Raw genomic sequence first — 25,346 nt, 5'->3', positions numbered from 1 at the left:
ACGTATAAAACCACAGCGATTGGTCGTTGTATTCATGATTATTGATTAGGGAAGATGATTATTCATCCAAGTGAGCAACATAAAAATGATCCCACCAAAACGATTATTGACCTGTTTTGTTGAACATTGGGGAACAATTGAAAAGCTGCTGTTGCATTTTTCGCATCGTAGCTTTTCTTTGCAAGATGTCCAAAACATACTCAAAGCGCTCAATCCAGATTGGCGAGGCGATAAAGTCTACAAAGAACTGCAACGTCTGATCCAGCTCGAACTGATCATTCCAATGGCCCGTTCCAGCCAGTACGAACTCAATCGAGCTGTACATGAATTTTCTCAATATCTGTTAAAAGAACACGAATTGGGACTGGCGGATGAAATCAACGTACTTGTGGAAGATATCATTCACGTCAGTGACCGTTTAGCCACAGCCGCGCAAGATAATGATAAATATGATGTGCAACGCTACTGCTGGCGAATGGATGATCGTGTCCGCCAAGTCATCAAACAATTTCAACAAAATGAAAACGCAATCCATGGTTTGGCAGAACGGGCAAAATACGATTTGCAGTTGTCCTTATCGCACCGTTATCAGGCCGTCATGGAAGCATTCGACGAATATATCGAGCCGATGTTAGATATGGTCAATATTCATGGACCATTCCAGCAATCTTTTGATCAAGTCGAGGCTCGGATCACCGCCATTCTTGATCAGATCCAAAAAATGGGTCAGCTTCAAAGCGAAAAAGAGCAACTGATCCAACTTCGCACACGTATTCTAGATATGTATGCGATTGGTCAAAATAGCCTGAGAAAAAGTGCAGATATCCTCCTGCCATTGCGGGAAGAGCTGCGCAAAAATACACGCCTTGCCAGAAAAGCCAGCGCTGTACTCTCCATGGCCCGTAAAAAAGGCGTTGACCAAACACTTCTTGGCAAAATGCCGGGAATGTCTTCAGATTTTCAGCGCCATACTTTGGGAACCGCCAGCCAAATGGCTGCATTTATGGCCGAGTTAGAATCCTTCGAATCTGAAGAATATCAACTGCCAGAGCCGGATAAGGAAGTCGTATTCTTAAGCCCAAATGCTCCAAAGTATAAGAATATTCGAAGTGCAGCACTCAAGTCTGCACGTCAAATGCCAAACTTGTTGTCTTGGCTCAATACCAGCTATCCGACTTTAGAAACCGACGAGCTGCTTTATCTGTATCAAAAGTTGGCGAATGATGATGAAATCGTCGCCGAGCACGCAAAAGAAAAACAAACAATCCAAATGCAAGACGTCAGCTTGACGCTTTATCCAATGGAGGCCTGTGAGGTAACTGATGAACACCATTGATCTCAACGAACTCAAACATCTCAAAGAAATCAATAAACGCCTCGTTACAGGCTTTCATATCAGCGAAAACGATATTACGCTTTGGCATGAATTAGAGTCTCAGCAAGACGCCTACGAAGCCCTGTTCGAAAAAATGGGTTATCGACTGTTGCGCGATAGCCGTGGATTTTTTTACTTCGACGTTCAAGATCCTACCGTCACAATGGGTAAGATCTCGCGGTTATTCGCGCTGTCTTTATTCTGCCTGATTGAGCATTATGCAGATAGTGGCAAAGACCCGATGCAATCTTTGTTTGATGAAGAAATTGATTTAGAGCTTTGCCAAACCTTGATCCAAAACCATTATCAGCTTTATGAGCAACTGGAGATCACGACCGGCTCTGAGCTACGTAAAGATGCGTTTCAGCGCATGCTTCGCTTTGGTATAGCCAAAGAAACCGCATCAGGAAATATCAAATTATTGACCCCAGTACATCGCTATCTAGATGCATTGATGAACTTCAATCATGCTGCAACTGAGCCTTCTTTTGAAGGTGAACAAGAAGAACGAAAACAACCCGCTTTCGAAGCAGAATTATCAGAAGAAACGGAGGCACTTGACGCATGAGTAACACAAGACAAAAACATTATGGACTCACAAAGCTCATGCTGCTCAATACAGCAGGCTATGCCAAATGTGTGATCCCGCTTGATCGTGCAGCATCCATTTGTGCGCCAAATAACACCGGAAAATCCTCCGTCATTAATGCATTGCAATTCCCTCTCATCAACGATTTACGTTTGACTGAATGGGATGGTCATGACTTAGATGACACACGCAAATTCTATTTCGCAACCGATCAGAGTTATATTCTTCTCGAAGCAGATCTTCCCCACGGCAAAGTCGTCATTGGAGTCGCTGGTCTGGGTAAAATCTCTGGCTATGCGCACCAGTATTTTTGTTATCATGGTGAGCTGGACCAAGCCCATTACACAATGGGCAAATCTATCATTAAATACACGCATTTATTCAATCATTTAAAAGCACAGGGACTAGCGCCATTTGAGATCAAAGCACGTGAATTGAACGCGTTATTAACGGGTGCCGCAACACCATTCGATGCCGATCTCAACTTAAAAATGATCCCGCTGAATAACGCCTCTGATGCACCAACTTACAAAGAAATCTTCCGCCGGATGCTGAACTTGCATAATCTTGGTGCGCAAGATGTGAAAAAGTTTATGCTCAAGGTCTTTGAGCGGCATATGTCGAATACAAAAGTCGACTTTTTTGATGTGTGGAATCAGGCATTCGATAAAGTGAATCGTGCAAAACGCGAATTACGGATTTTGGAAAGCCAACAAGAAGCGATAGCTGCTTTAGAATCCATGCTAGATAACAAATCCGTCCTCAAAGGTAAAATCGCCGCCTATGCAGCAAAGATTGATCAAACCCTCGTTGCATGGCATGATTTTGTGGAATCGTCACAGGATGAATTTCGTGAAAAATTAAACGAAGTGGCAGAAGAAAAGTCCTTACTCGAAGGAAAACAGTCACTCTTTGTCGATCAGCTCAAAGAGATTGCACGCCGCAAAAGTGAGCTAGATCGCTGGATTGCAGACTTTGATGTCCTGCAAGGGAAGTTTGAACTCACCAACGAAACAACACTGCAAAATAATCTGGCGCAAATCAAGTCAGAATACGAAGCACTGTCTCACTCACTCAGTGGTGTCAAACACCAAAGTATCGATACCATTCGTCTGCGTAAGCAGGAGATGAAAAAGCAACTTCGCAGCTTACAATTGCAACAGACAAACTTGGAGTACAACCTCTTTACCCGTCTGTGCGAAGATATTTCTCTCAATGAAGTGAAAGCGCTGAGTAAAGTCCTCAACCCGGACTTACTATCTCTTTCGACAGCGAAAAATGCTGATATAGAAATCACTGATGAATCTGCATTTTCTGATTTTGTTGAGATGCTTGCCAGCCAATTTAAACAACATAAATTGGTGCTGCCGGGTGCAACGATTTCTCTGGATAAACTCACTCCCGCAACGGTTCGCTCTACAGAAGATAAGGTGCAGCTCAAAGAACAGATCCATGCGTTAGAGCATAGCTTGGAAGAGCTGGAGCAACTGGAAATCGTTTCTTTGAATATGGAAGAAAAAACCAAAGAAAAAGAATCCCTATACCAAGAGCTACTGAGCGCAGAGTCGGATATTTCTTCCTTCAAACGCTATCAAATCATGCTGGAAGACAAAGACACAAAGCTTGGATTGCACGAAGCACTGGAAGAAGAAGAGCAAACGCTCAATGCGTCACTGGAAGAGCTGCAAGCCAACATTGCGCGTATTGCCGATCAACGCAATACATTGCATGCCAAACAAGAACAGTTAAAACGTCAAGTAGAACGACTTGAGCAAGTGAAGTCCGAGCGCCTAGACGACCAAATTGATTATGTGTCCGGTAAAGTGACGCCTTATTTTATGGATATCAATGTTGAATACGACACACTGCCAGAAACCTTGCATCAGTACAATCGTGACTGCCAGGAACTGCGTAACTTCGATATCAACATCAAAAATACCTACTTACACATCTATAATGCCGGGATCACGAAATACGAGGCAGAAACTGACGAAGATGTGAAATACCAAAAGCTGGTCTCGGCTTATCATCATTTAGATCAAGAGCGTGACGCAGTTGAAAAACAAGCCAGAGTTGCCTTAACCGATGTCGCCGCCACCATCAAAGGTCTACGTGAAGATTTAGAGCGACTCAAGCGGGAAATGAACAGCTTTAACCGCGGCATTTGGCAGCATCAAATCTCAAACCTCAAATCCTTTAAAATCGAGGTGATTGAGCGTAAGCAACTGGTCTCTCACATCGACCAGATTATCGCGACTTCTGATTTATATGAGAATGGCGATACTTTTGATTTGCTCTCCTCAGAAGCATCAAAAGACGAAAGTCGCGTAAACGAAGCAAAAGACTACCTCATCACAATTGCCCAGGAAAAAGGTGGCCTCACACTCTCAGACCTCTTCGACATTCGTTTCCAAGTCGTCAATCGCAACGATGAAACCGAGTATTATGAAAAAATCGACTCCGCTGGTTCGAACGGGACACGTATCACCATTAAGCTCTTGTGTGGTATGCTGTTTATCCGTCATCTCATGGCAGAGAAAGAGCGAGATATCTATCGTATTCCGATTTATATCGACGAAGCAGCCGATATTGATCCATCCAACCAGCAAGCGTTGATCCGCATGGCCACCAGCTTTGGGTTTATTCCAATTTTTGCTTCGGTAAAACCGCAAACATCCTGTGACTATATCGTCCCCATCAGGACTGTGAATGCAGGGGCACAAAACTGGGTGGATGAAAAAGACTGGATCGAAGTCAGTCGAGATGAAGAAAATCAAGAAGAAAGCTTAGCGACGCCAGAAGTCGCCTAAGCTATGCTACAAGAGTATGAATTTAAAGATTTAAGGAGAAAATAATGGCAGGACTCAGCTACGCCGTCATTATCTTGGTTGTTGTTGCAATCATTGTGATTGTAAAGGCCATTCAACTTGTGCCACAAGGATATAACTATACCGTTCAGCGCTTTGGAAAATTTACCAAAACACTGACACCGGGTTTTAATTTCATCATCCCAATCATGGACTCAATTGGCCATAAACAAAATATGATGGAACAGGTCCTCGACATTCCTCCTCAGGAAGTGATCTCTTCTGATAATGCACAGGTTACTACGGATGCAGTCTGCTTCTTCCAAGTGATTGATGCGGTGAAAGCCTCCTACGAAGTCAATGACCTGTTCCGTGCCATGGAAAACTTGGTCATGACCAATATCCGGGCTGTCCTTGGCTCAATGGAATTGGATGAAATGCTGTCCAACCGAGATAAAATCAACATGATGTTGCTGGCAAAGGTCGATGAAGCCACCGACCCTTGGGGGATTAAAGTCACTCGTATTGAGATTTTAGATATTTCACCACCACGCGATCTCGTTGACTCAATGGCGCGTCAAATGAAAGCCGAGCGTGAAAAACGTGCACAAATTTTAGAAGCTGAAGGGGAAAGAGAAGCTGCGATCAAAGTTGCAGAAGGTGATAAACAGTCTCAAATCCTTAAAGCAGAAGGCCAGCTTGAAGCAGCAAAACGCGAAGCAGAAGCCAGAGAGCGTTTAGCACAGGCGGAAGCAAATGCTACCCGCGAAGTCTCTATCGCTATTCGCGAAGGCGACACACAAGCAATCAACTACTTTGTTGCAACCAAGTACGTCGAAGCGCTTGGTAAACTTGCGGAGTCAGAGAATAACAAAGTGATGATGATCCCACTTGAAGCAACGAGTGTGATTGGCTCGATTGCAGGCATTGCAGAAATCGCCAAACAAAGCTTTGGTGAGGATAAGAAGTAACGCGGAGGTATCGAGATGTTTGATACATTACATGCTTGGCACTGGCTCGTTCTCGGACTCGTCCTTATCGGCGCGGAAGCATTGGGGACAGGTGGCGTCTTCATTGGCACTGCCATGGCCGCATTTATTTCAGCCATTTTGAAATGGATTGTGCCGGATCTAGCCTGGGAAATGCAGTTGATTATCTTCAGTATCCTTGCTGTGATCTTCAGTGCAACTTACTACAAGCTATTTCGAAAACTCCCCAAAGATGCAGAAGATCACCCTAACCTGAATAATCGTTCTGCACAAATGGTGGGGAAAACCACAACACTGACTGAGGCACTACTAGCGACTGGTGGAAAAATTCATTTTGGCGACACTCTCTGGAGCGTTCAACCTGATCAAGCGTATGAAGCAGAGACCATCGTTCGCGTTGTTCGTGCCGATGGGATGACTTTGTTTGTCGAAAAAGCAGAGTAAATCGTTATCAAATTCTGACTTCTCAAAGCCGCTTTCACCCACCCTGGTGCAAGCGGCTTTTCATTCACTGAACTTCAATTATGACCTTGCTTAATACCGGACAACTACATCCCTTCTAAAACGCCCTTCACCGCTCGAAGTGCATCTTGCCAGCTGGTCGGTGTTTCATCCGACAGTGCGATAATGGTACCAAGTTGAATGATCATCTCCGGGCTATCTTCTAGGAAGACGTGAACGAGATCCTGGGCATCAGCCCACGTTTGCTCATACTTCAGCGCCACATCAATCGCTTGCATTGCCAGATTTTTATCAATAGCACTGAGTCTCTGAGCCCATTTAGGTGCTTGCTCAGAATAATCAACTTTTGTCCCTTTTGTCATTAAAGGGCTTGGTGATATATCTTCTTGTTCCTGAACTGACGGACGAATGATCTCACGTTTACCTGTCACATGGATCGCCTCAGAACTCCCAAAAGGAAGCTTTGCTTCATAGCCCATCAAATTGCGATAATTCGTTACAAGAATATCTTGAATACTGCGATCAAACTTATTATTTAAATTGATATTCCAGTTCACTGTTCTTAAGTCTTCGGTATCTGCATCAGGTGTCGCATCGTATTGTATCGTCACTTTAAATTGATGCGGATCATCCTTTGGCGTGACTTCAACGGAGGCAAGGTTTGGATGCGCCATAATTAATGTATCTTTGATCACCTGCTGCATCGCACGGGAATTATTTACCATCGTTGCTTCGAACAACTCCTCAGCAATATCATGACGCGACATCCCATTTGAGAACTTGTGATTTTCTAATGTCTGCCGTATTTCTGGAATATGCTTAAATACAGGCATATGTTTTGCACGATCGGATGCAATTGTTGTATCTGTCGAATCGCCATGATGGGAAGATAACCACTCTACTTTTCGAGCCATCATTGGGGCATTATCATCATGCGGTGTTTCATTCGCGCCATGCTTAGCCAAGGCCATCATGGCAGAGCGATCAAGATATGAAACATCTGAGATAAATTTTTCTTCCGAAGCACTAAGGCCTAAACTCGATAAGTCACCAAGCAACGCACCCATCGTCTGGATCTCAGTATTTCCGGATAGTTTTCCTTGGATAAACTCCCAAGGAATTGTCGGCGCTTTTACTGCTTTTGTATCACCAAGCCAGTTATCAAGCTGTTCTTTTGACTCTATATCTTCTGATATACCTCCGCGCAGTAGATCAACTGGGTGGATCTTCGCTTCCGAATAGCCATCAGCATTACCACGGCCATAAGCATTCATGCTATGACCACTTGTAGACCAAGCATCAACTGTAAAAGCGCGTGACTCAGAAGAAATCGTCGTAATATTGTGATCCGCGCCTTGTCCAGAATCTTCTTGGTGCGCCACAATATTTTCTGCATATTCTCTTAATGTTGCCAATGTGTCTTCATCACGAAGTTCACCGAGCTGTTCATCAGACATTTCAGCAACCAGCGGTAAGGCCTCTTTTAACTGCTCATTACTCAAATCAGATTCAAGCAGCTCAATCGCATTGTTCATAAAGCTTGTCATCATTACACTGGCTAATTCACTGATTGGGCCACATGTTCCAATCCCTTCACCATTGAGCATTTCGCTAAGTGCCAACACTGAACTAGTCTCTTTTTTCAGTTGTTTGTCACTCACACCTAATGCATTTAAGTTGTCTGCAATTTTTTGAGAGATACTCAATGCCTGCCCCATGACACCATTTTCTCTGACATCCAAAACACTGTTACGGCAACCTGTTTGAGAACAACCCAAAAAGGTATTGATTTTAACGGTCATTGAGTTGGTCAAATTCCCCGTATATTCACCAGCAACCATGGTAAACTTGTCAGCGATACTAAGCGGCTTTGCATCTGCAAATGTCGAAAACTGTTTATCTGTGATCTGTCCTAATCGATCATCACTTAAGTTCTGTGCAGCATTACGTAATATCGTCGCGTTGAGGTGTGCAATTCGGCGTTCTGCGGATGTACCAAAACTTTCAGCTGAGGTCCGTACCGTTTGCTCACGGATGGTTTTCGTTAATTTTCTCAAAGCAGGTGTTTGTGAGACCCCACCATACTTTTTCTTTTTTACCGTTTCCATTGCTGCAGCATCACGCTGTTTCAGTTGTTCTGCCGCTTCTAAGTTTCGTTTCTGCCCGATATTCTCCCGTTGCCCTAAATCTAATAAACGTTGTGAGCCTCTTTTACTCATCTGTTTTTTTAACAATTTTGTTTTTGGTGTCAATGGAGCAGGATCATCAACATTTTCTGCTGCAGATGAATCTCTCGGTGCAAATGAAACGCGCTTTGCGTCACTCTCTGTGGCTGGAGCAAATTGGTGTTGGCTTGGGCTTGCACTACTCATCGACGCAAAGTGCTGATCTGCGGGTAAAACTTTGTATGCTTTCGCGGCGTTTGCGCCCAAGTCTTTTAGAGCATTAATTGCAGCATCTTTTGACTCGAATGTCTTAAAGTTATTGTCATCAAATTTAGAAACAACAACATGTTGGACTGAGGAACTTGAAACTGTCATAAGGACTCCATTTTAATCTTCGTTCAATTAGCTCATGAGTAACAGCAACTTTTATTTAGTTTTGTAAAGATTTGAAAATAAAGATTATTTGATCTTTTTGTACACAAAATGCGAACAACTTCTCAGCAATTCGCATTCGTTTGTTTTTTTACCCTAAAAAAGAACCATCTTTTATTTCAACAGACAATGGTTCTCCATGTGGTAATGGTTCCACTTGTCGATACGGACCAGATAAATCACTGACATAAAAACGTAATTCTCCTGGTTTTTGTTGGAACTGTATCCCTTCAAACGGCCGTTCCCCGCAGTATGAAATCCGATCATACGGCACATGGATCACATGCTGGAATTCAGGGTTCTGATCTACAAGAGCAATCGATTGCTCTCCTGTCGCAATGACCCCAAGACTCTTGATTTCATTTGAGCCTTGTATCCGCTGCATTGCATGATGCAACAGTTCAGCATATGACGGTTCCCCAGCTTTTTTCGCACCCATGGCACCATATGCCATCGGAAAAATAGGCTCTTTGAAGTGTCTGGTCGCATGGTGCAAACGCCGGATCACCATCGCCTCAGTTTCAAACACAAGTCGTAAAACATGCCTGTCCCATATTGCGCTTAATTGAAGAGGTACCATCGGAATATCAGCCTCTTGAATGACTTTGACACAACAGACACTCACAATTTCACCCATTTCATCCAGTTGGTCTGAGGCAATTTTGAGCGTGACCATACTCAAACCACTATCAATGTATTCTTCAACAAGTCGCCCGAAAAGATCATCCAGGGTTTCACGAGTCAACCGCTCGCCATATCGAGTATTCTGGCGCAGCCAACTGATCATTTGTTCTCTTTCGCTGAACTGCTCCGCCACCAGTGATTTCGCTTCTTGAATTTGACGAGCGGTCAGTGCTTGACGACTGAATGGCCGATGACGATATTCAATCGTTGATGTCTGATTGATTCTTGCCAGGTAGTTTCGAGGGAAACGAGAAGCTATCGACTTTGGCAGAGCCAGATTATGAAAAGTTGGTAGTAACTTCGCACCTTGCCAGTTAAAATCGCCACTGTTATCCATATAAGCGGATAGACCGAGTCGTAATACAATGGTCTCTTGTGAGTACTTACCGAGATCTGGCAGCATCAGACGCAACCATTCTCCATTCACCTTTGGATTGAGTACGTCTGTTGAATCACAGCTTCGGCCATAAACCAGTGTTGGGATCACATATTCAGACTGAGGTAATTGTTCAGAGTGGCCACTTTCATTCACGACCCAAACTTCAGGATATAAAGTTAAATGACGCAGAATGCCGAAGTTCCAATTTCCACCATTCGTGACAATACGTTGTTCTTGTTCTGCGTAAATTGTTTTATAGCGGTGAGACCAAAGGACAGCCCCCCCAGGCAATGGAACGGAAATTTTGAGTTGTCGGTCTGGGTTTTCCCGCATTTCTTGATGTTCTACACGAATAAATGCCGAACCTGCGTTTCCGACATAGCCTTGCCCAATTTCTGACCAAACAGCAAAGTGATGCTGAAACCTTGCTTTTAATTGACGAAGACCTATCCCTAGGCGCTTTATTTGCTCATCAATTTGTAAAGTTCCTAAATACCTTAATCCAGTTTCACTCATGTCAAAGCCACCGCCAATATTCACGATATCTGGATAACATCCAAGAATTGAGTGACTCATCTGAAAAGCTTGATCGATCGCCAGGAAAATATTGTCATAGGCAGCAAAAAATTTTGCCCCCAAGCCAACATGAAAGGAGACACCAACAATAGGGATGTTTGCGACCTTCGCTTGCTCATAAATCGCCTGGATCATCCGAGGGTTCTTCAATACATCAATCCCAAATCTTCCCATCGATACACCAGCACCACCGAATGGCGTTGCAAGACGAATGATCAACCGCAGGCTGGATGAATCAAGATGATGTTTTTGACAAAATCCAATAATCCGAGTCAATTTTTGTAAATGATCAAAGCAAAATGCCGTCACTCCCAGATGATAAGCACCAAGAAATTCTCGTTCATTCATCGTTGGGTTTGCAAAGACAATATTCTCTGGTAAAAAACCAAGTGCGATTGCTTCTACTGCTTCAGGCAAAGAGGCTACTTCAAGGCCCGCATTTTCTTTTGAGTTCAATCGAGCATATTGCAAAGGTAAATTGTGGTTTGATTTGAATGCTGACATTTGACGAAATGAAACCGACTCGCCAATTTCCTGTCGCATTGCAGATTCAATCGCTTGTTCATTATCCAGCGCTGTTGCGATATTCAGATAGAAAAACCCAGGATAGTGTTTTGTAAATGGCGAATGCATCTCGGCCAGTTTTTGCGAGATATATTTCTCTTCTTCCTGCACCACAATTTCCGGGTGCTTCATATTGGCTGATAACGCTTCACTCGGAAAATGAAAACCTTCCAAACCGATTGCATGTAATTTCTGTTTTGTTTCTTGTCGCTTTTCTTGGGTCAGTGACCAAAAGTTTTCTAGCTGATGTGTTCGTTCTTGATCATTATCTTGCATCAGGTACTCCTAAGATTGAGCAGATATCGGGACGCGGTAAAATAGTGGAAATGTCTTGAAAAGTCGATGAAAAAGGGTTGAATATTAAGAATTCAACGACGTGAAATCATCTAAGGGCTTCCATTGGCCCAGCTTGCGGCATGGCCTGATGAAATCCCGAGACGATCCTTACCTGCATCAACATCAGGTGAAACTCAATCAGCGATTGCTTCAGGCTGGTACTCCCTTGCTGGGAAACTCAACCAGACTTTCGAGCATAAAAACGCTGCTAACCTAGCCTGATTTTTTGCGTTTATGCTGGAAAGAATATAGTGTTAAATCATAAAATAATGGGCGAATAACATGACGATTCATCAATGACCGCGTCTGGTAAAGAAACGATCAAACAGATAAAAAAGCAACTGCATGACTCGATTTCTGCCCGCCAAGATATTGAGCGAACTCACGCAGCTCAGTTCAAATTATTATTTCAATTGATTTCAAAACTCACCTTATTAAGCAAAGGTCTGGATAGTGATTTAGATAACAAACTTGCGGCTTTTCGAAAGTCCCTCTCTGCAGCAAAAGATATGGACAAAATTGAACCTTTAGTTCAAGAAATCAATGGACTGCTTAAGGAACAAGACAACAAGATATCTTCATCCATTCAATCCACCCAAAAAACGCTAAAAGTCGCAGGTAAACAACTTCAAATTCGTCCAGGCCTATCCGAAAAACTCAAACGGGATTTAAAAGGATGGATTGGCGAGGTTTCGGAAGTCCAAGGACCCATTCAATCCTATATTCCTCACTTTGATCGATTGGTTCATCTATATCAACAAGCGCTCGATACCTCAGAGCAACAAGGTAACGGTGACTCGGAAAGCTCGGCCATCCAACAGATTTCCCAAGAAGTATTGAACTTAATGAGCGAACTGACTTTTGAAGGGAAGCAAGGCCAGCAACTCGAGAAGCTCCGTAAAAACCTTCTCTCCTGCAATTCTCATTCTGATCTGATTGAAATTTGCCTGACCGTTCTCAAGATGATCATTGATCATATTACGCAGGAGCGCTCTTCTGCACAAAAGTTCATGTTATCAATTAATGATGCGCTCAATACTGTTCACCAAGCGGTCTCCACCTCGATTAATACATCAGAAACCATTAATAACGAGCTGCATGAAGTGAATCATGATATCGCAAAGCAAATGGCACAACTGACTCGGGAAGCACAAGAAGCCACTTCATTAGAAGTCTTAAAGCAGCATTTGACAGAGCAATTAATTGAACTCGGCGGTTCTATCCAAAAGAAAAATGGACTTGAGCAACAGGAATATGATGAGCTGCTTGCTAGCCTCACCGAAATGGAAGAGCGACTCACTGAACTAGAAGATGAAGCATCAAAGTACCGAAAACGAATGACAGAACAGAAGTTCAAAAGCCTACAAGACGAACTCACCAAATTACCCAATCGCGCAGCGTTCGAAGAACGGTTTTCATTTGAATACAAACGATGGCAACGATATGAAAACCAATTATCCATCGCGGTGATTGATATCGATTTTTTTAAGCGAATCAATGATACCTATGGGCATAGTGCAGGAGACAAAACCCTTCAAGCCATCGCAAAAATCCTGAAGCAAAATATACGAGAAACTGATTTTATTTCTCGCTATGGTGGAGAAGAGTTTGTTGTCATCTTTCCAGATCTCGGCTTGAGAGAATTAGGACAACCCCTTGAAAAACTTCGCCATGCGGTAGAAGATAAGCCGTTTATGTTCCGTGATAAGAATGTTCAAATCACCATTTCTATTGGCGCAACATCGATTCTTTCTTCCGATTCAAAGCAAGGCATTTTTGACCGAGCTGATGCCGCTTTGTATGAGTCAAAAAATAAGGGCAGAAACCGCGTCACAATTTGGTCCGAATAACTTTCCAATTTGACATTCCTCATTCATAATTACCCATCTAGCTCTGTCAAAAACATGTGATTATTCACTGTGTTAGCAGAGAACATGTTCCGAAGGAGAAACACATGCTGGTACAACTGAATCCGATAGGCGCAATGGACCTTCTTTCCCAGCTTGAAGTTGACAGCTTGAAGCAATCCTCCACCAGTGATTTATATCGTATATTTCGCAACTGCTCTTTGGCAGTTTTAAACGTTGGCAGCCATACGGATAGCTCAACCGAAATTTATGAAAAGTATAAAAGCTTTGACATAAACCTCTTGCGCCGAGAACGCGGGATTAAAATAGAACTCATGAATCCGCCAGAAACCGCCTTTGTTGATGACCAGATCATCAAAGGAATACACGAACATTTATTTGCCGTGATCCGAGATATTTTATATTTAAATGATCGCTATCAAAGCTCTGATAGCATCAACCTCACAAACTCCTCACACATCACCCATGTTGTTTTTGATATTCTACGCAATGCAAAAGCCATTAAGCCTACACGCGGTGCAGATATGGTGGTCTGTTGGGGCGGTCATTCCATTAATGATATCGAATATAAATATACCAAAGACGTTGGTTATCAGCTGGGGATCCGCGGCCTCAATATCTGTACCGGCTGTGGTCCAGGCGCAATGAAAGGCCCGATGAAAGGTGCCACGATTGGTCATGCCAAGCAAAGGATATCAACCGGACGATACCTTGGTTTGACGGAACCCAGTATTATCGCTGCAGAACCACCAAACCCCATTGTCAATGAACTCGTGATCCTGCCAGACATCGAAAAACGTCTAGAGGCATTTGTCCGCGTCGCACACGGGATTTTAATATTCCCAGGTGGCGTCGGGACTGCTGAAGAATTACTCTACATTATCGGGATCATGTCCCACCCGGAGAATGCGCGACAACAACTGCCCATCATCTTAACTGGCCCGAAAGAGAGCGAAAATTACTTTTACGAATTGAAAGACTTTATTGGTAGTATTTTGGGTGAGAAAGCAACGGATATGTTCCAAATCATCATTCAGGATGCACCGGAAGTTGCCCGCGTCCTCAAAGCATCGATGCCGGAAGTTCGCGATTATAGAAAAACTATTGGCGATGCGTATCACTTTAATTGGACTCTTAAAATAGAACCAGAGTTTCAGCTCCCTTTCATCCCGACCCATGAAAACATGGCCAAGTTGAATTTACATATGGACCAAAGTCTGGCACAGTTAGCAGCAAATCTAAGAAAGGCATTTTCAGGTATCGTTGCTGGCAATGTAAAAGACGAGGGTATTCAAGCAATTGCACGTCAAGGACCTTTCAAGTTAACTGGTGATGCAATACTGATGAAGCGAATGGACAAGCTACTCAAAGCATTTGTCAAACAAGGCCGAATGAAACTACCTGGTACTGAATATATCCCCTGTTATGAAATTGTCAGTTGAGTCACCTCCTTACCATTTACTCCTTGTTGATGCGCTGAACCTGATCCGGCGCATCTACGCGATCGCAGAACGTCCTTTTCAGCCGATCCGTGGTGAACTGTCTGATCAGACTCGCCATCAGCTGATCCACAATACGGCAACATCCACAGCATCAGCAATCAAAAAGCTGCTACAGCAGTTCTCGCCAAGCCACGCTTTAATGGTGTTTGATGCATCCAACACCAGTTGGCGTAAGACGCTTTTCCCAGAATACAAAGAAGGTCGCTCACCAATGCCAGAAGCGCTTGCCTATGGCATGGGACAAATTCAAGATCATTTACTGGATGTCGGCATTGATTCACTGTTACCTGAAGAAGATGAAGCCGATGATGTCATTGCGACTTTAGCGCTAAAAACAGCTGCCAAACAGATTCCCGTGACAATCATCTCCACTGATAAAGGCTTTAATCAACTCCTTCATCACGAACATATTCATGTTTACGACTACTTCCACCGGAAGTTCATTCAAAATGAAGATGTCATTGAAAAGTTCGGTATTCATAGCCATCAATTTTCCGACTTTTTAAGTTTGGCTGGAGATGCCACAAATAATATTCCTGGTGTGAGCGGAATTGGGCCAAAGTCAGCTTTAGAGATCCTATCCATCTGCCCGAAGCTGGACCATCTCGATTTGCACCGATTACCACCAAAATACAAGTGCAAAATGGAGGAAGAATGGGATAGCTGGCAGGTCTTCCGTCAAATCAGTCAACTTAAAACCGATATTGAGCTCGGTATCAACCTAAAACAACTCAGACTCCAACGAGATTAGTTCTTATGCAAAAAACAATTTTACTCACCGGAACCAACCGTGGTATCGGGTTAGGTTTCGTGGAACATTTTACTGCCCTCGGAGCAAATGTCATCGCAACACACCGCCCGGGCCACGCATCTGATCAACTTTTATCCTTGAATGAAACAAACGCAAACCTGACACTTCATGCACTGGATGTGTCTGATGTCGCTTCAATCGACAATTTTGCTCAGGCCCTACAAGGGCAAAATATCGATATTTTCATCAATAATGCGGGTGTTTATGGCTCTAAAGGACAGCAGTCTTTTCACAGTGTGGATTTGGATGAGTGGAAAGACGTGCTGATGGTCAACACGCTTGCTCCTTTACTTCTCACTAGAGCTTTGCACTCAAACTTAAAAATGAATAACGGCGCCATTTGTGGGTACATCAGCTCAAAAATGGGAAGTATTGATGATAATTCTTCAGGTGGACAATATATTTATCGTAGTTCTAAATCATCACTAAATTCGGTTGTTCGTAGTCTTTCGGTTGACTTAGCCGACGATCAGATCCAAAGTGTAGCACTGCATCCTGGGTGGGTGAAAACTGATATGGGCGGCCCAAATGCCTTGATTGATGTCAAAACATCTGTCAATGGGTTAGCGGATATTTTGCTTAATTTCAAACAAGCGTATAATGGTTCGTTTTTAAACTATGATGGTCAAACGATCCCTTGGTAAGGCCGTATGAATGGGTGAATACATGAATGAATGGGTAGATACAGATGTAAGACAGAAACAGGATCGTCGATCCATCATGACTTTATTGAAAGTTTTTCTGCTGGGCTCTGTAATGTATTTACTCATGACATTTCTTGTCAAAACATTCTATCAAGACAACCCGGATCAAATGGAGTGGCAGGTTCGGGAAGTCTACAACCAGAAATTCATTCAATCCCTTATCGATAGCAACAACACTTATCGACAGCAGGTGCTCTCAAAGCTCGGTGGACCAGATATCACTGAAGCAAAAAAGGTGAATGGCCATATCTGGCAAGTCTTTTTTTATCGAACGCAGCTCAAAGAGTCAGATGGATTTACTACCCGAGAGGAGTGTACTGCCCTACTATTTAAAGATGATAACTTGGTCTCCGTCGGCCCAATTGCCTACGAACAATATAACGAGATCTTATGAATGAAAACGCCGCGTTAAAAGCACTGATACAGTTTTGGTCTCAGATCAGCCAAAGATGTCCCAGTGTTTTAATTGCTGCTGAAGATATTCATGAAGAGCTGAATAGCGCCATTCAACGAACACGGCAGTTTTGCGAAGAAGAACCCTACACTGCTGCGTTTCTTCTTCACTTTCCGATTGCTGAGTTAAAACCACACAAAAATTTGATCCTGAGAACTTTTCTTCTCGCTTGTATTCTCATTCATCGTAGTGAGTTAACGCCACAAGCAAAAACAACACACCTGCATTGCTTAATGTTGTTTTTGATGTCTCACAGAGAACAAGACTGGGCAAAGCCAGATTGGAAGCATATTAAACTGGCCTTGGTAACCACCATTAAAAAAAACAAGACCATTACATGGGAAGATAAAAAACAGCTTCTCGGACTCATCAAAAGTAAGCCCTATTACCCCGGCTATTGGATGGGTTGCGTTTGTCATGTCCAGATTCTTTCAGCTACTTACCACTTGATCAATTTCCATCAAAAGCATCCCAAATTGACACTCTATGAAGCATGTCGAAAGCTCTCTGCAAAAATTCTCAATCCGGTTTTTCATGAAGCTTTATCTCATATCATCGCGCTGCTACAAGAACTACAAATCGGCAGTCCACTCAAAAAACCCAAAGACACCGTTTTACTCTTTCAGGATCACCCTTTATCCCTGGCTGTCGCAATGAGCCAACAAGGCAAATTTGGCTTAAAAAAAACCAAATCCGTCAGGCTGGATACATTTTCTGAGCACCAAGTCTTCCAGTTATCGACAAAGAATCTGCATTCTCTCAGTGTTGAATATATCCATAAGGCTTGCCAAAACATTCAAAACGAGAACCCCCGAAAACTTAAATTGATCCCCGAAGTTACATCACCACTTGATAAACAAGAATTCCAGCAGGATATGATGAATATCACGGAAGAAGCGCTTTATCCATTTTTAAAAGAAAACCCATCCTATCGCCATGCACTTACAGATAATGCAACCCAGCGAAGTAAAGAGAAACTTCCCATTGTGACTGCATTCCATGCCATCCGATTTTTAGGGATCATGAATGCACAATCCATTTTAGCCAATCACCAAAAGACACGAGTCTTATGTTGTGCTGCAACCACAGAAAAACAGCGCCATGCAATTTGGTTATTGGGCCACATTGCTGAACAACTCTCCCGACAAGTAAAGACAAAACACCTACCTACCCGGTTTAGCTATCTCATGACTGCATTCATTGCGCCCGTTTTGATGGCACAAAGTAAATCAATGGTATCGGAAAGTAGCGCAGCACCCCTTCAATCCAAGCCAATTCAGAATTTCTTCAAAGCGCTGTTTGATCTGCATAGCGATTTAACCCAATCCGCTTATCAGGAAGGCCAAAAAGCGTTGAAGTTACCCGGGACTTTACGAGTGGCCCTTCGTTCAAACTTCTGGCCAACGGATGATAAAATTCCAAACTCCCAGCAACAGGCCAACCAAATCCTGATGGCAGCATTGTTGATCGCCATTCCAATGCTCACATCAGAAAAAGACACCAAAGAATACCAAAAAGCTCTCAATTCTTCATTACGCCCCCTAAAAATCAACCCAGAAACGGTGCAACAGATTTCAGATCAACTTTTAAATTCAGGGCAACTTTGGTTACCGATCGGATAAATAAAGCGCATTAAGAACAAATATCGTTCAAAAACAATTCTTAAGAATGAAAGTTCCTGCACAATAGATAGATAATTGGGCGAAAAAATGACATAATCGCCCGCCATATTTTCCAGCTTCTACTACTCTGGATAGTAAAAATAGTCATTTAAGGGTAATTTCATGGCGGCACAAACAATTACAGTCATCAAGGGCGATGGCATTGGTCCGAGTATTATTGAATCTGCAATCGAAATCCTGAATAAGGTCGGTTGTGACTTTAACTACGAATATGTAGATGCGGGCTTAACTGCACTAGAAAACAGCGGTGAGCTACTGCCACAAGAAACACTAGACGCAATTGCGCGTAACAAGATCACATTGAAGGGCCCATTAACAACACCTGTTGGTGAAGGATTCACTTCAATCAATGTGACACTTCGCAAAAAGTTTAACCTATACGCAAACGTTCGTCCGGTCATTTCATTCAAAGGCACGAAATCTCGTTACGAAGACGTTGATATCATCACTATCCGTGAAAATACACAGGGGATGTATTCTGGCCTGGGCCAAACGGTGGCAGAAGATGGTAGCGAAGCAGAAGCACTATCCAAGATCACGCGTGAAGGCGCTGAGCGTATCGTTGAGTTCGCTTATGAGCTAGCACGTCGTGAAGGCCGTAAACGTGTGACTGCGGTTCACAAAGCGAACATCTTGAAGTCTACCTCAGGCCTATTTTTGAAAACTGCACGTGAAGTTGGTGAGCGCTACGCGGATATCGAATCTCACGAAATGATCGTAGATGCAACGTGTATGAAACTTGTGATGAACCCAGCTGAGTTCGACGTCATCGTCACAACGAACCTATTTGGCGACATCGTTTCTGACTTGTGTGCAGGTCTTGTCGGTGGTCTTGGCATGGCGCCAGGCGCAAATATCGGTAAAGACTGTGCAATTTTCGAAGCCGTCCACGGTTCTGCTCCAGACATCGCTGGTAAAAACCTCGCGAACCCATCTTCTGTCATCCTTGCATCAATTCAGATGCTTGAATATCTAGAGATGAATGACAAAGCAGAGCGCATCCGTAGTGCACTACGCGACGTGATCGAATCTGGCGACCGCACCACACAAGATTTAGGTGGCACAAGCGGCACAACAGACTTCACACAAGCTGTGATTGAACGTCTGTAAGACTGATTTATCTTAATAATGATTCTGATATGGGAGCTGTTGCTCCCTTTTTTATCCTCCGAAAACATATCGAAATGCGACACAGAGAAGACGACGTATAAAAATTGTTTTGCATCACACTGTGTACATGCCAGAAAATTCTAGCAACAATAAGTCGAAGCTGATCCGTACTAAACTTTACATAGTCATCAACAATAGACTCAAATTGAATGAAATCCATTATTGGTTTAATTTTCTGCATATGTGTCTTTTCTAGCACGGCTTGTTTTGCGGCCCAAAGACATTACCATTTTGCTTCCATAGAAAAACTCGTCGAGCAACAAGTAGGCAAAATCGTACTTCCAAAAGTGTACGCCAAACTCAATATCAATATCACTATTTCCCCGCTACCAGGGAAAAGAGCGCAACTTGATGCTGTCTCTGGACGTAAAGATGGTGAGATCATGCGGATATGGTCATATGGTGAAGAAAACCCGAATATGGTCCGGGTTCCAACTGCATACTATTCTCTAGAAACGATGCCTTTTTTTCTTAAAAACAGAGGGATCCAGATCCAGTCAAGGCAAGACCTTCTCAATTACAGCCTTGTCAAAGTCAGAGGTGTGAAACATACAAATAATATCACTGAGGGCATGAAAAATGTTTCTGATGTGAATAATACAGAAGAAATGTTTTTACTGATCACTCAGGGCCTAGCAGATATTGCATTGACCAATACACTGGATGGTAAACTTCGACTCAGCCGACTCGAAAACCATCAAATCATTTATCCGAAAAATCCGCTTGTTGTTTTAAAGCTTTATCACTATCTCAACCCAAAACATAAGCAGCTCGCATCAAGCATCGATGAGGAAATTCAAAAGATGTTCGCAAGTGGAGAGATGAAGGCCATCATTCAAAAAGCAGAGCAATCGGTGATCCAATCTTACAGTCAACAATAAGGCCAACACTGCACTGGCCTTCATCAATTTATCGAGGCAAAGCTCACCGATTTACTCAAGGTGCTCCGAAACTTGGGTCGGGATCACAGTCAACAATGCACGCTGTCCAATAGCAACATTGGCATTGGGGAAGATGATCGCTTCACCATCTACCTCAGCTATATGTTGAATATCCCCGTCTTCTGCGAGTACAAAGCCTTTTGAGTAGCCCGTGAAGTTATCCACATCATCCGCAAAATTTAAGCGGAAATCTTCGGTCTCTTTGTTAATCGTTCGATAGACTTCGAAGATCTCAAAATCTTGTGCATCGAATGGTTTCGCCTGAATCGATGACTCACCAATGAGCTGAGTCAGTGTTTGCTTCACTTGGACAAAGCGCGACATGTCGTTTTCACCAAATGGACGGACTTTACCAAGTTCTACAGTAAAAGAGTCCGCGCCAAAACTGTTGGATGAGAAATAGCTAAAAGTTGTTGCTGGAGCTTTCATCAATAAGATTGTATTCACCCCACATGCACCCATGAATTCAAATTGGCTTTTCTTCCATGGCTTACCATGAAGGAATGGGTAGACCGCAAACTTTTCGTTCTTCGAGCCACGGATCGCTGTATGTAAGTCGTAATGACAACGATAGCGCCCTTTTGGCACCGACTCAAAAAATCGCGCAACATAGCCTTCTAATTTTTTCGCACGTTCCCGCTCTGAGTTGTTCAAACCAGGTCCTTCTGAGTGTTGACCACTAAAAAGTCGGTTCATATTTTCTTCGACAAAACGCTGTCCAATATTGATCGAGGCAGGGTTACCGAAAATAAATAGCACCCGTTGTTTGAGTTTTATCTCACCCAAAATTGCTTTTTGAACAAGCTCAGAGACAATTTCAATCGGTGCGGTTTCATTTCCATGGACCGCGCATGATAGAACAATATCTTTCTTCAGGTCTTCCTCAGGCTCAATACAAATCACGCCTGTATCCCAAATTGAGACCTGACACCTGTCTTTCGTATGAAAAGAAAATGGGTCCAAGTGCCATTCGTGCGCACGTGTGATCGTGAGAAAATCTCCAGTCTCTCGGAGCTGTTGTTCAATCATGGTATTACCTTACTTCAGTCGTCTGAAACAGACGGTCTACAAACTGCTGCGCAGCAACCGTTAGCTCTTGAAGGTGCTCAGCACTCACAAAGCTTTCCAAGTAAATCTTATAGATATCTTCCGTCCCAGAAGGTCTTGCCGCAAACCACCCCTGTTTCGTCACAACTTTCAAACCGCCGATCGATTCATCATTCCCTGGCGCTTGTGTATGAATGCCTAGAATCGGCTCCCCAGCAAGCATCTTCTCGGATATCTCTTTTGCTTGGATTGATTTGAGCCGCGCTTTCTGTGCTGGTTGCACAGGTGCATCAATCCGCTGATAGTGAGGCTCGCCTAATGTCTTTACCAGCGCTTGATAATATTCACCAGGATCTTTTTGAGTCACGACATAAATTTCTGCTGCAAGCAAACCTAGGATGATGCCATCTTTATCTGTCGACCATGCTTTGCCGTCTTTTTGTAAAAATGAAGCACCTGCACTTTCTTCGCCACCAAAAGCCAACTGACCTGCTGCCATTTTCTCTACAAACCATTTAAAGCCAACCGGGACTTCGAAGAGGTCTCGCTGATTCGCAACGACAACGCGCTCAATCAGCCCACTTGACACAATCGTCTTACCAATTTGCAAGGTCTCAGCCCAATTTGGGCGATTTTTAAGCAAATAGTCAATCGCAACAGCAAGATAGTGGTTTGGATTCATTAATCCGCAGCTTTGGGTCACAATCCCATGACGGTCCACATCTGGGTCATTGCCGATAGCGATATGAAAGTCACCTTTTTGCTTCAACAAATCAGACATGACGAAAGGGGAAGAACAATCCATGCGAATGACGCCATCTTTATCAAGCGGCACAAAAGCGAATCTTGGATCAACTTCTTCATTCACAATCGTGAGATCAAGGCCATAGGTTTGTTTGATTTTTTGCCAGACACCGATGCCTGCCCCACCCATTGGATCGACTGCAATTTTTACCTTCCCTTGTTGAATAGCTTGAATATCAATGACACGTTCCAAGTGGTCGACGTATATTTGCTCTAAATCAAGCTGCTGGACATTCGAAGAAACAAGCGCTTTTTCATAAGGAACTCTTGGGGTTTGTTGCCAATCTCCCAGCAATATCTCATTTGCACGATCTTCTACCCACTGCGTTACAGTTTGGTCTGCTGGGCCGCCATTGGGTGTGTTGTATTTGATCCCACCGTCCGCAGGTGGATTATGGGAAGGCGTGATAATGATCCCATCAGCGTTGCAACTTTCATCGTTTAAAATACAGTGAGAAATTACAGGTGTCGGTGTATACCCAAACCCTTCCTGTATAATCACCTGAACATCATGGGCGACCAGTACCTCCAGCGCAACCATAAACGCGGGTTCAGATAAAGCATGCGTATCTTTACCCAGATAAAGTGGGCCTTGAATCGAGTTTGCTTGACGGTATTCAACGATTGCCAGCGTGATGGCTCGAATATGCGCTTCGTTAAATGTGCATTTCGTTGAACTTCCTCGATGACCAGAAGTGCCAAAACTGACTTTTTTTGAAAGGTCCTGATTGAGATCAGGTTGTTGCATATAAAACTGGCTGACGAGCTTTGGGATATTTTCCAAGCTCGTCACCGGCGGCTTTTGCCCTGAAAGTGGAGACAAGGGTTACTCCTTACAGCATTTCGCGGATTTTCTCGACCTCAGCAGGGGTATAGCCAAGAGCAATGGCAACATCCGTCAACATACTTTTTTTCTTTGTTGTATTCGAATTCGTGATCACCCAGTATTTTGAATCTGGGATTTGCTTTGGGTTTGTACTTGAGCCAGATTCCAACAAAGTGGCTTCGTTTGCAGCGAAATACAAACGATTGCGGCCTTTGATATCAAGAACACAATCAAATTTCTCGCGATGTACTTTTGCCAGTGCTCCTAAAATAAACAGAAAACGGCCGACGACACCCTTTTGCAGATTGAGTTCCTCAACATTTAATACATCAAAGACGCAAAGCTCATCTTGATTGATTGATACCTTAGGTGTTGCTTCGGTGCCTTTCTGTATCTGTGTTTGTGGCAAGCGATGCGGGGTTAAACCGAGAAGGCGTCGCAAAATCTCAGAAGCACTCTCTCCGATCTTCTCAGTTTTGCCTGCGATATGCTGATAAAGCTCCTCATCAACTTCGATTGTTTTCATTTGCTGCTCTCTCGTCTTTAATAAGCCCATGGATTATACAAATACTCTCGCCTGAGGGCCAGATGATCTTTCTTGTGATCTGCATTCAATGCAACAATTCGATTCGTTTCACGACTTGCATTTTGCAGCTGCTATAGTGGAGAATACGCGCCTGATTTAGACTGGCCGAACGCTGACAAAGGAAATAGACAACATGCAACCCGCCTTATTGAACTACAAAACGCGTGGTTTCAATACGCTTCAAGAAGATATCCATCAGAAAGAAACAACCCATCAAGCTATATTTGTCATCCATGGTCTTTTTGGTACGTTAGATAATTTAAATGGGATTGCACGGGCACTTGAAGAAGAGCATTACGTCATTTCTGTCGATGTTCGCAATCATGGAAAGTCTTTTCAAACACAAAGTATGTCTTATGCTGAAATGGCCAGCGATATTATTGTGCTTGCAGATCACCTGGGGCTTTCAACATTCGCTGTGGTTGGCCATTCAATGGGCGGAAAAATAGCCATGCAACTGGCCTTAGATCACCCTAACCGAGTGACAAAACTGGCTATTGCAGATATGGCCCCTGTTGGATACCACAGCCGACATGATGCTATCATCCAAGGTCTAGAGGCGATTCAAATACAACCGCCTTCATCGCGAAAGGAAGCGGATGACATCTTATCCACATATATTGATGAGCCTGGCGTACGGCAGTTCCTCTTAAAAAGTCTCGAGAAATCTGGGGATGTTTTTGGTTGGCAATTTCACTTATCTGCGATTAAGGAAAACTACTCGCTGATTATTGGGCCACTTGAAGAAGGCAAGTCCTTTCACGGCGAAGTGTTATTCATTAAAGGTGCTGACTCTGATTATATTCTTCCACAACACCGCGAAGAAACAATAAAACGCTTTCCAAATAGCCAAGCGAAAATTATTTCCGGCGCTGGTCACTGGCTACATGCGGAAAAACCTGCAATATTTAATCGCATTGTATGTAATTTCATAGCCTCAAAATAGCAATTGTTTATTGATTAACCTGAGTGACGTAAAAAGCATCTGTAAATTCAGAGAATTGGTGGTCCCAGTGCTAAATAAATTGAATTTTTTGTGGTATAGTTCGCGATTCATAAGTTCTGAGCTGTAGAAAATGCAAGTCGAAACAATTGAACAACTCGAATCCTTTTTTATGAACCTTGCTTTTGCTGGGTTATTTGCCTTGATTGGACTCGCGATCAAAGATGTTCTCGACCAGGCAGATGTCCCTAAGTTTGGTCGATGGATGGTGTGGCTTGTGCTATTTCTAGGCTGTGCAGGTTTCCTTGCAAAAGGGGTGATCCAATTAGTCTGGTCGTCCATGGGGACTGGTTAATGGCAAAAGCGACTACTGATAGAACGACCATTGATTTATTCGAGCATATCAAGCGTCCGGGTCGGCCAAAGACCAACCCGCTCCCTCGAGAAATACAGCTCAAAGTCAATAAACGCAATCAACTTCGCCGAGATAAAGCGCGCGGTTTAAAGCGAATTGAATTTAAAGTCTCTGGAGAGCTTTATGATGCACTCAACGAAGCAGCAGAGCAGCAAAACATGAAGCGCAGTCAACTGATCGAAAATGTACTGCAGCAAATGTTTTTGGCATCGGATGTAACTAAATCCTAAGACAA

Annotated in this window: 21 protein-coding genes; 16 read left to right on the top strand and 5 right to left on the bottom strand. The window is 43.4% G+C overall.

The window, feature by feature from the left end:
- Positions 1 to 70 precede the first annotated feature (70 nt).
- From C505_RS0114300 to C505_RS0114280, 5 genes are read left to right on the top strand one after another with little or no spacing between them, the layout of a single operon-like run.
- Entirely contained in the window at positions 71 to 1,336 is a 1,266-nt protein-coding gene (locus C505_RS0114300; RefSeq protein ID WP_157369053.1) for a hypothetical protein, read from the top strand.
- Positions 1,323 to 1,943, top strand: coding sequence for a condensin complex protein MksE (locus C505_RS0114295; RefSeq protein ID WP_018693311.1), 621 nt, complete (start codon positions 1,323 to 1,325; stop codon positions 1,941 to 1,943). The genes C505_RS0114300 and C505_RS0114295 overlap by 14 nt, the downstream gene beginning before the upstream one ends.
- A complete protein-coding gene (locus C505_RS0114290) occupies positions 1,940 to 4,774 on the top strand; it encodes a coiled-coil domain-containing protein (RefSeq protein WP_018693310.1) in 2,835 nt (944 codons plus the stop codon). The genes C505_RS0114295 and C505_RS0114290 overlap by 4 nt, the downstream gene beginning before the upstream one ends.
- A gap of 44 nt (positions 4,775 to 4,818) precedes the next feature.
- Positions 4,819 to 5,742 carry an SPFH domain-containing protein gene (locus tag C505_RS0114285; protein ID WP_018693309.1) on the top strand — a complete coding sequence of 308 codons (924 nt, stop codon included), beginning with the start codon at positions 4,819 to 4,821 and terminating at the stop codon, positions 5,740 to 5,742.
- Positions 5,743 to 5,757: 15 nt separating this feature from the next.
- Positions 5,758 to 6,204, top strand: a complete 447-nt coding sequence (locus C505_RS0114280) for an NfeD family protein (protein ID WP_018693308.1) — start codon at positions 5,758 to 5,760, stop codon at positions 6,202 to 6,204.
- A gap of 104 nt (positions 6,205 to 6,308) precedes the next feature.
- On the opposite strand, the gene C505_RS0114275 is transcribed toward C505_RS0114280, so the two are convergent.
- Both C505_RS0114275 and C505_RS0114270 read right to left on the bottom strand, forming a co-directional pair.
- The gene (locus tag C505_RS0114275) at positions 6,309 to 8,762 is read right to left on the bottom strand and encodes a hypothetical protein (RefSeq protein WP_018693307.1); all 2,454 of its coding nucleotides are present in this window, start codon (positions 8,760 to 8,762) and stop codon (positions 6,309 to 6,311) included.
- Between the two features lie 148 nt (positions 8,763 to 8,910).
- Positions 8,911 to 11,298 carry a type III PLP-dependent enzyme domain-containing protein gene (locus C505_RS0114270; protein ID WP_018693306.1) on the bottom strand — a complete coding sequence of 796 codons (2,388 nt, stop codon included), beginning with the start codon at positions 11,296 to 11,298 and terminating at the stop codon, positions 8,911 to 8,913.
- A gap of 356 nt (positions 11,299 to 11,654) precedes the next feature.
- On the opposite strand from C505_RS0114270, the gene C505_RS0114260 reads away from it, so the two are divergent.
- The 8 genes from C505_RS0114260 (at position 11,655) to C505_RS0114225 (ending at position 20,430) form a co-directional block, all read left to right on the top strand.
- Complete coding sequence (locus tag C505_RS0114260; protein WP_018693304.1) at positions 11,655 to 13,208, top strand: GGDEF domain-containing protein; 1,554 nt, start codon at positions 11,655 to 11,657, stop codon at positions 13,206 to 13,208.
- Positions 13,209 to 13,312: 104 nt separating this feature from the next.
- Positions 13,313 to 14,668, top strand: a complete 1,356-nt coding sequence (ppnN, locus tag C505_RS0114255) for a nucleotide 5'-monophosphate nucleosidase PpnN (protein ID WP_018693303.1) — start codon at positions 13,313 to 13,315, stop codon at positions 14,666 to 14,668.
- Positions 14,652 to 15,479, top strand: coding sequence for a flap endonuclease Xni (gene xni / locus C505_RS0114250; protein ID WP_018693302.1), 828 nt, complete (start codon positions 14,652 to 14,654; stop codon positions 15,477 to 15,479). Before ppnN ends, xni begins: the two co-directional genes overlap by 17 nt.
- 5 nt (positions 15,480 to 15,484) lie before the next feature.
- Complete coding sequence (locus C505_RS0114245; protein WP_018693301.1) at positions 15,485 to 16,183, top strand: SDR family oxidoreductase; 699 nt, start codon at positions 15,485 to 15,487, stop codon at positions 16,181 to 16,183.
- A gap of 22 nt (positions 16,184 to 16,205) precedes the next feature.
- Positions 16,206 to 16,637 (top strand): DUF3192 domain-containing protein, encoded by a 432-nt coding sequence (locus tag C505_RS0114240; protein WP_018693300.1) that lies wholly within the window; start codon positions 16,206 to 16,208, stop codon positions 16,635 to 16,637.
- Positions 16,634 to 18,319, top strand: a complete 1,686-nt coding sequence (locus C505_RS0114235) for a hypothetical protein (RefSeq protein WP_018693299.1) — start codon at positions 16,634 to 16,636, stop codon at positions 18,317 to 18,319. The genes C505_RS0114240 and C505_RS0114235 overlap by 4 nt, the downstream gene beginning before the upstream one ends.
- Positions 18,320 to 18,481: 162 nt before the next feature.
- On the top strand, positions 18,482 to 19,489 hold the full coding sequence (locus C505_RS0114230; RefSeq protein ID WP_018693298.1) for an isocitrate dehydrogenase: 1,008 nt from the start codon (positions 18,482 to 18,484) through the stop codon (positions 19,487 to 19,489).
- A gap of 209 nt (positions 19,490 to 19,698) precedes the next feature.
- Positions 19,699 to 20,430, top strand: a complete 732-nt coding sequence (locus C505_RS0114225; protein WP_018693297.1) for a substrate-binding periplasmic protein — start codon at positions 19,699 to 19,701, stop codon at positions 20,428 to 20,430.
- 51 nt (positions 20,431 to 20,481) lie between these two features.
- On the opposite strand, the gene astE is transcribed toward C505_RS0114225, so the two are convergent.
- Genes astE through seqA form a run of 3 tightly spaced genes read right to left on the bottom strand, consistent with a single transcriptional unit; the run spans position 20,482 to position 23,693 of the window.
- Positions 20,482 to 21,519, bottom strand: coding sequence for a succinylglutamate desuccinylase (gene astE / locus C505_RS0114220; protein WP_018693296.1), 1,038 nt, complete (start codon positions 21,517 to 21,519; stop codon positions 20,482 to 20,484).
- A 4-nt stretch (positions 21,520 to 21,523) separates the two neighbouring features.
- A complete protein-coding gene (pgm, locus tag C505_RS0114215; protein ID WP_018693295.1) occupies positions 21,524 to 23,164 on the bottom strand; it encodes a phosphoglucomutase (alpha-D-glucose-1,6-bisphosphate-dependent) in 1,641 nt (546 codons plus the stop codon).
- Between the two features lie 10 nt (positions 23,165 to 23,174).
- Complete coding sequence (seqA, locus tag C505_RS0114210; RefSeq protein WP_026317982.1) at positions 23,175 to 23,693, bottom strand: replication initiation negative regulator SeqA; 519 nt, start codon at positions 23,691 to 23,693, stop codon at positions 23,175 to 23,177.
- Between the two features lie 193 nt (positions 23,694 to 23,886).
- Between seqA and C505_RS0114205 the strand changes: the two genes are divergently transcribed.
- From C505_RS0114205 to ybfE, 3 genes are all read left to right on the top strand, one after another.
- On the top strand, positions 23,887 to 24,699 hold the full coding sequence (locus C505_RS0114205) for an alpha/beta fold hydrolase (protein WP_018693293.1): 813 nt from the start codon (positions 23,887 to 23,889) through the stop codon (positions 24,697 to 24,699).
- A 130-nt stretch (positions 24,700 to 24,829) separates the two neighbouring features.
- The gene (locus tag C505_RS0114200; protein ID WP_018693292.1) at positions 24,830 to 25,051 is read left to right on the top strand and encodes a DUF2788 domain-containing protein; all 222 of its coding nucleotides are present in this window, start codon (positions 24,830 to 24,832) and stop codon (positions 25,049 to 25,051) included.
- Entirely contained in the window at positions 25,051 to 25,341 is a 291-nt protein-coding gene (gene ybfE / locus C505_RS0114195; RefSeq protein WP_018693291.1) for a LexA regulated protein, read from the top strand. Before C505_RS0114200 ends, ybfE begins: the two co-directional genes overlap by 1 nt.
- Positions 25,342 to 25,346 lie beyond the last annotated feature (5 nt).

The organism is Algicola sagamiensis DSM 14643 (genome assembly GCF_000374485.1).
GTDB classification, from domain to species: domain Bacteria; phylum Pseudomonadota; class Gammaproteobacteria; order Enterobacterales; family Alteromonadaceae; genus Algicola; species Algicola sagamiensis.
The sequence above is the reverse complement of the archived record's forward strand: the minus strand, read 5'-3'. Positions and strand labels throughout refer to the sequence as shown.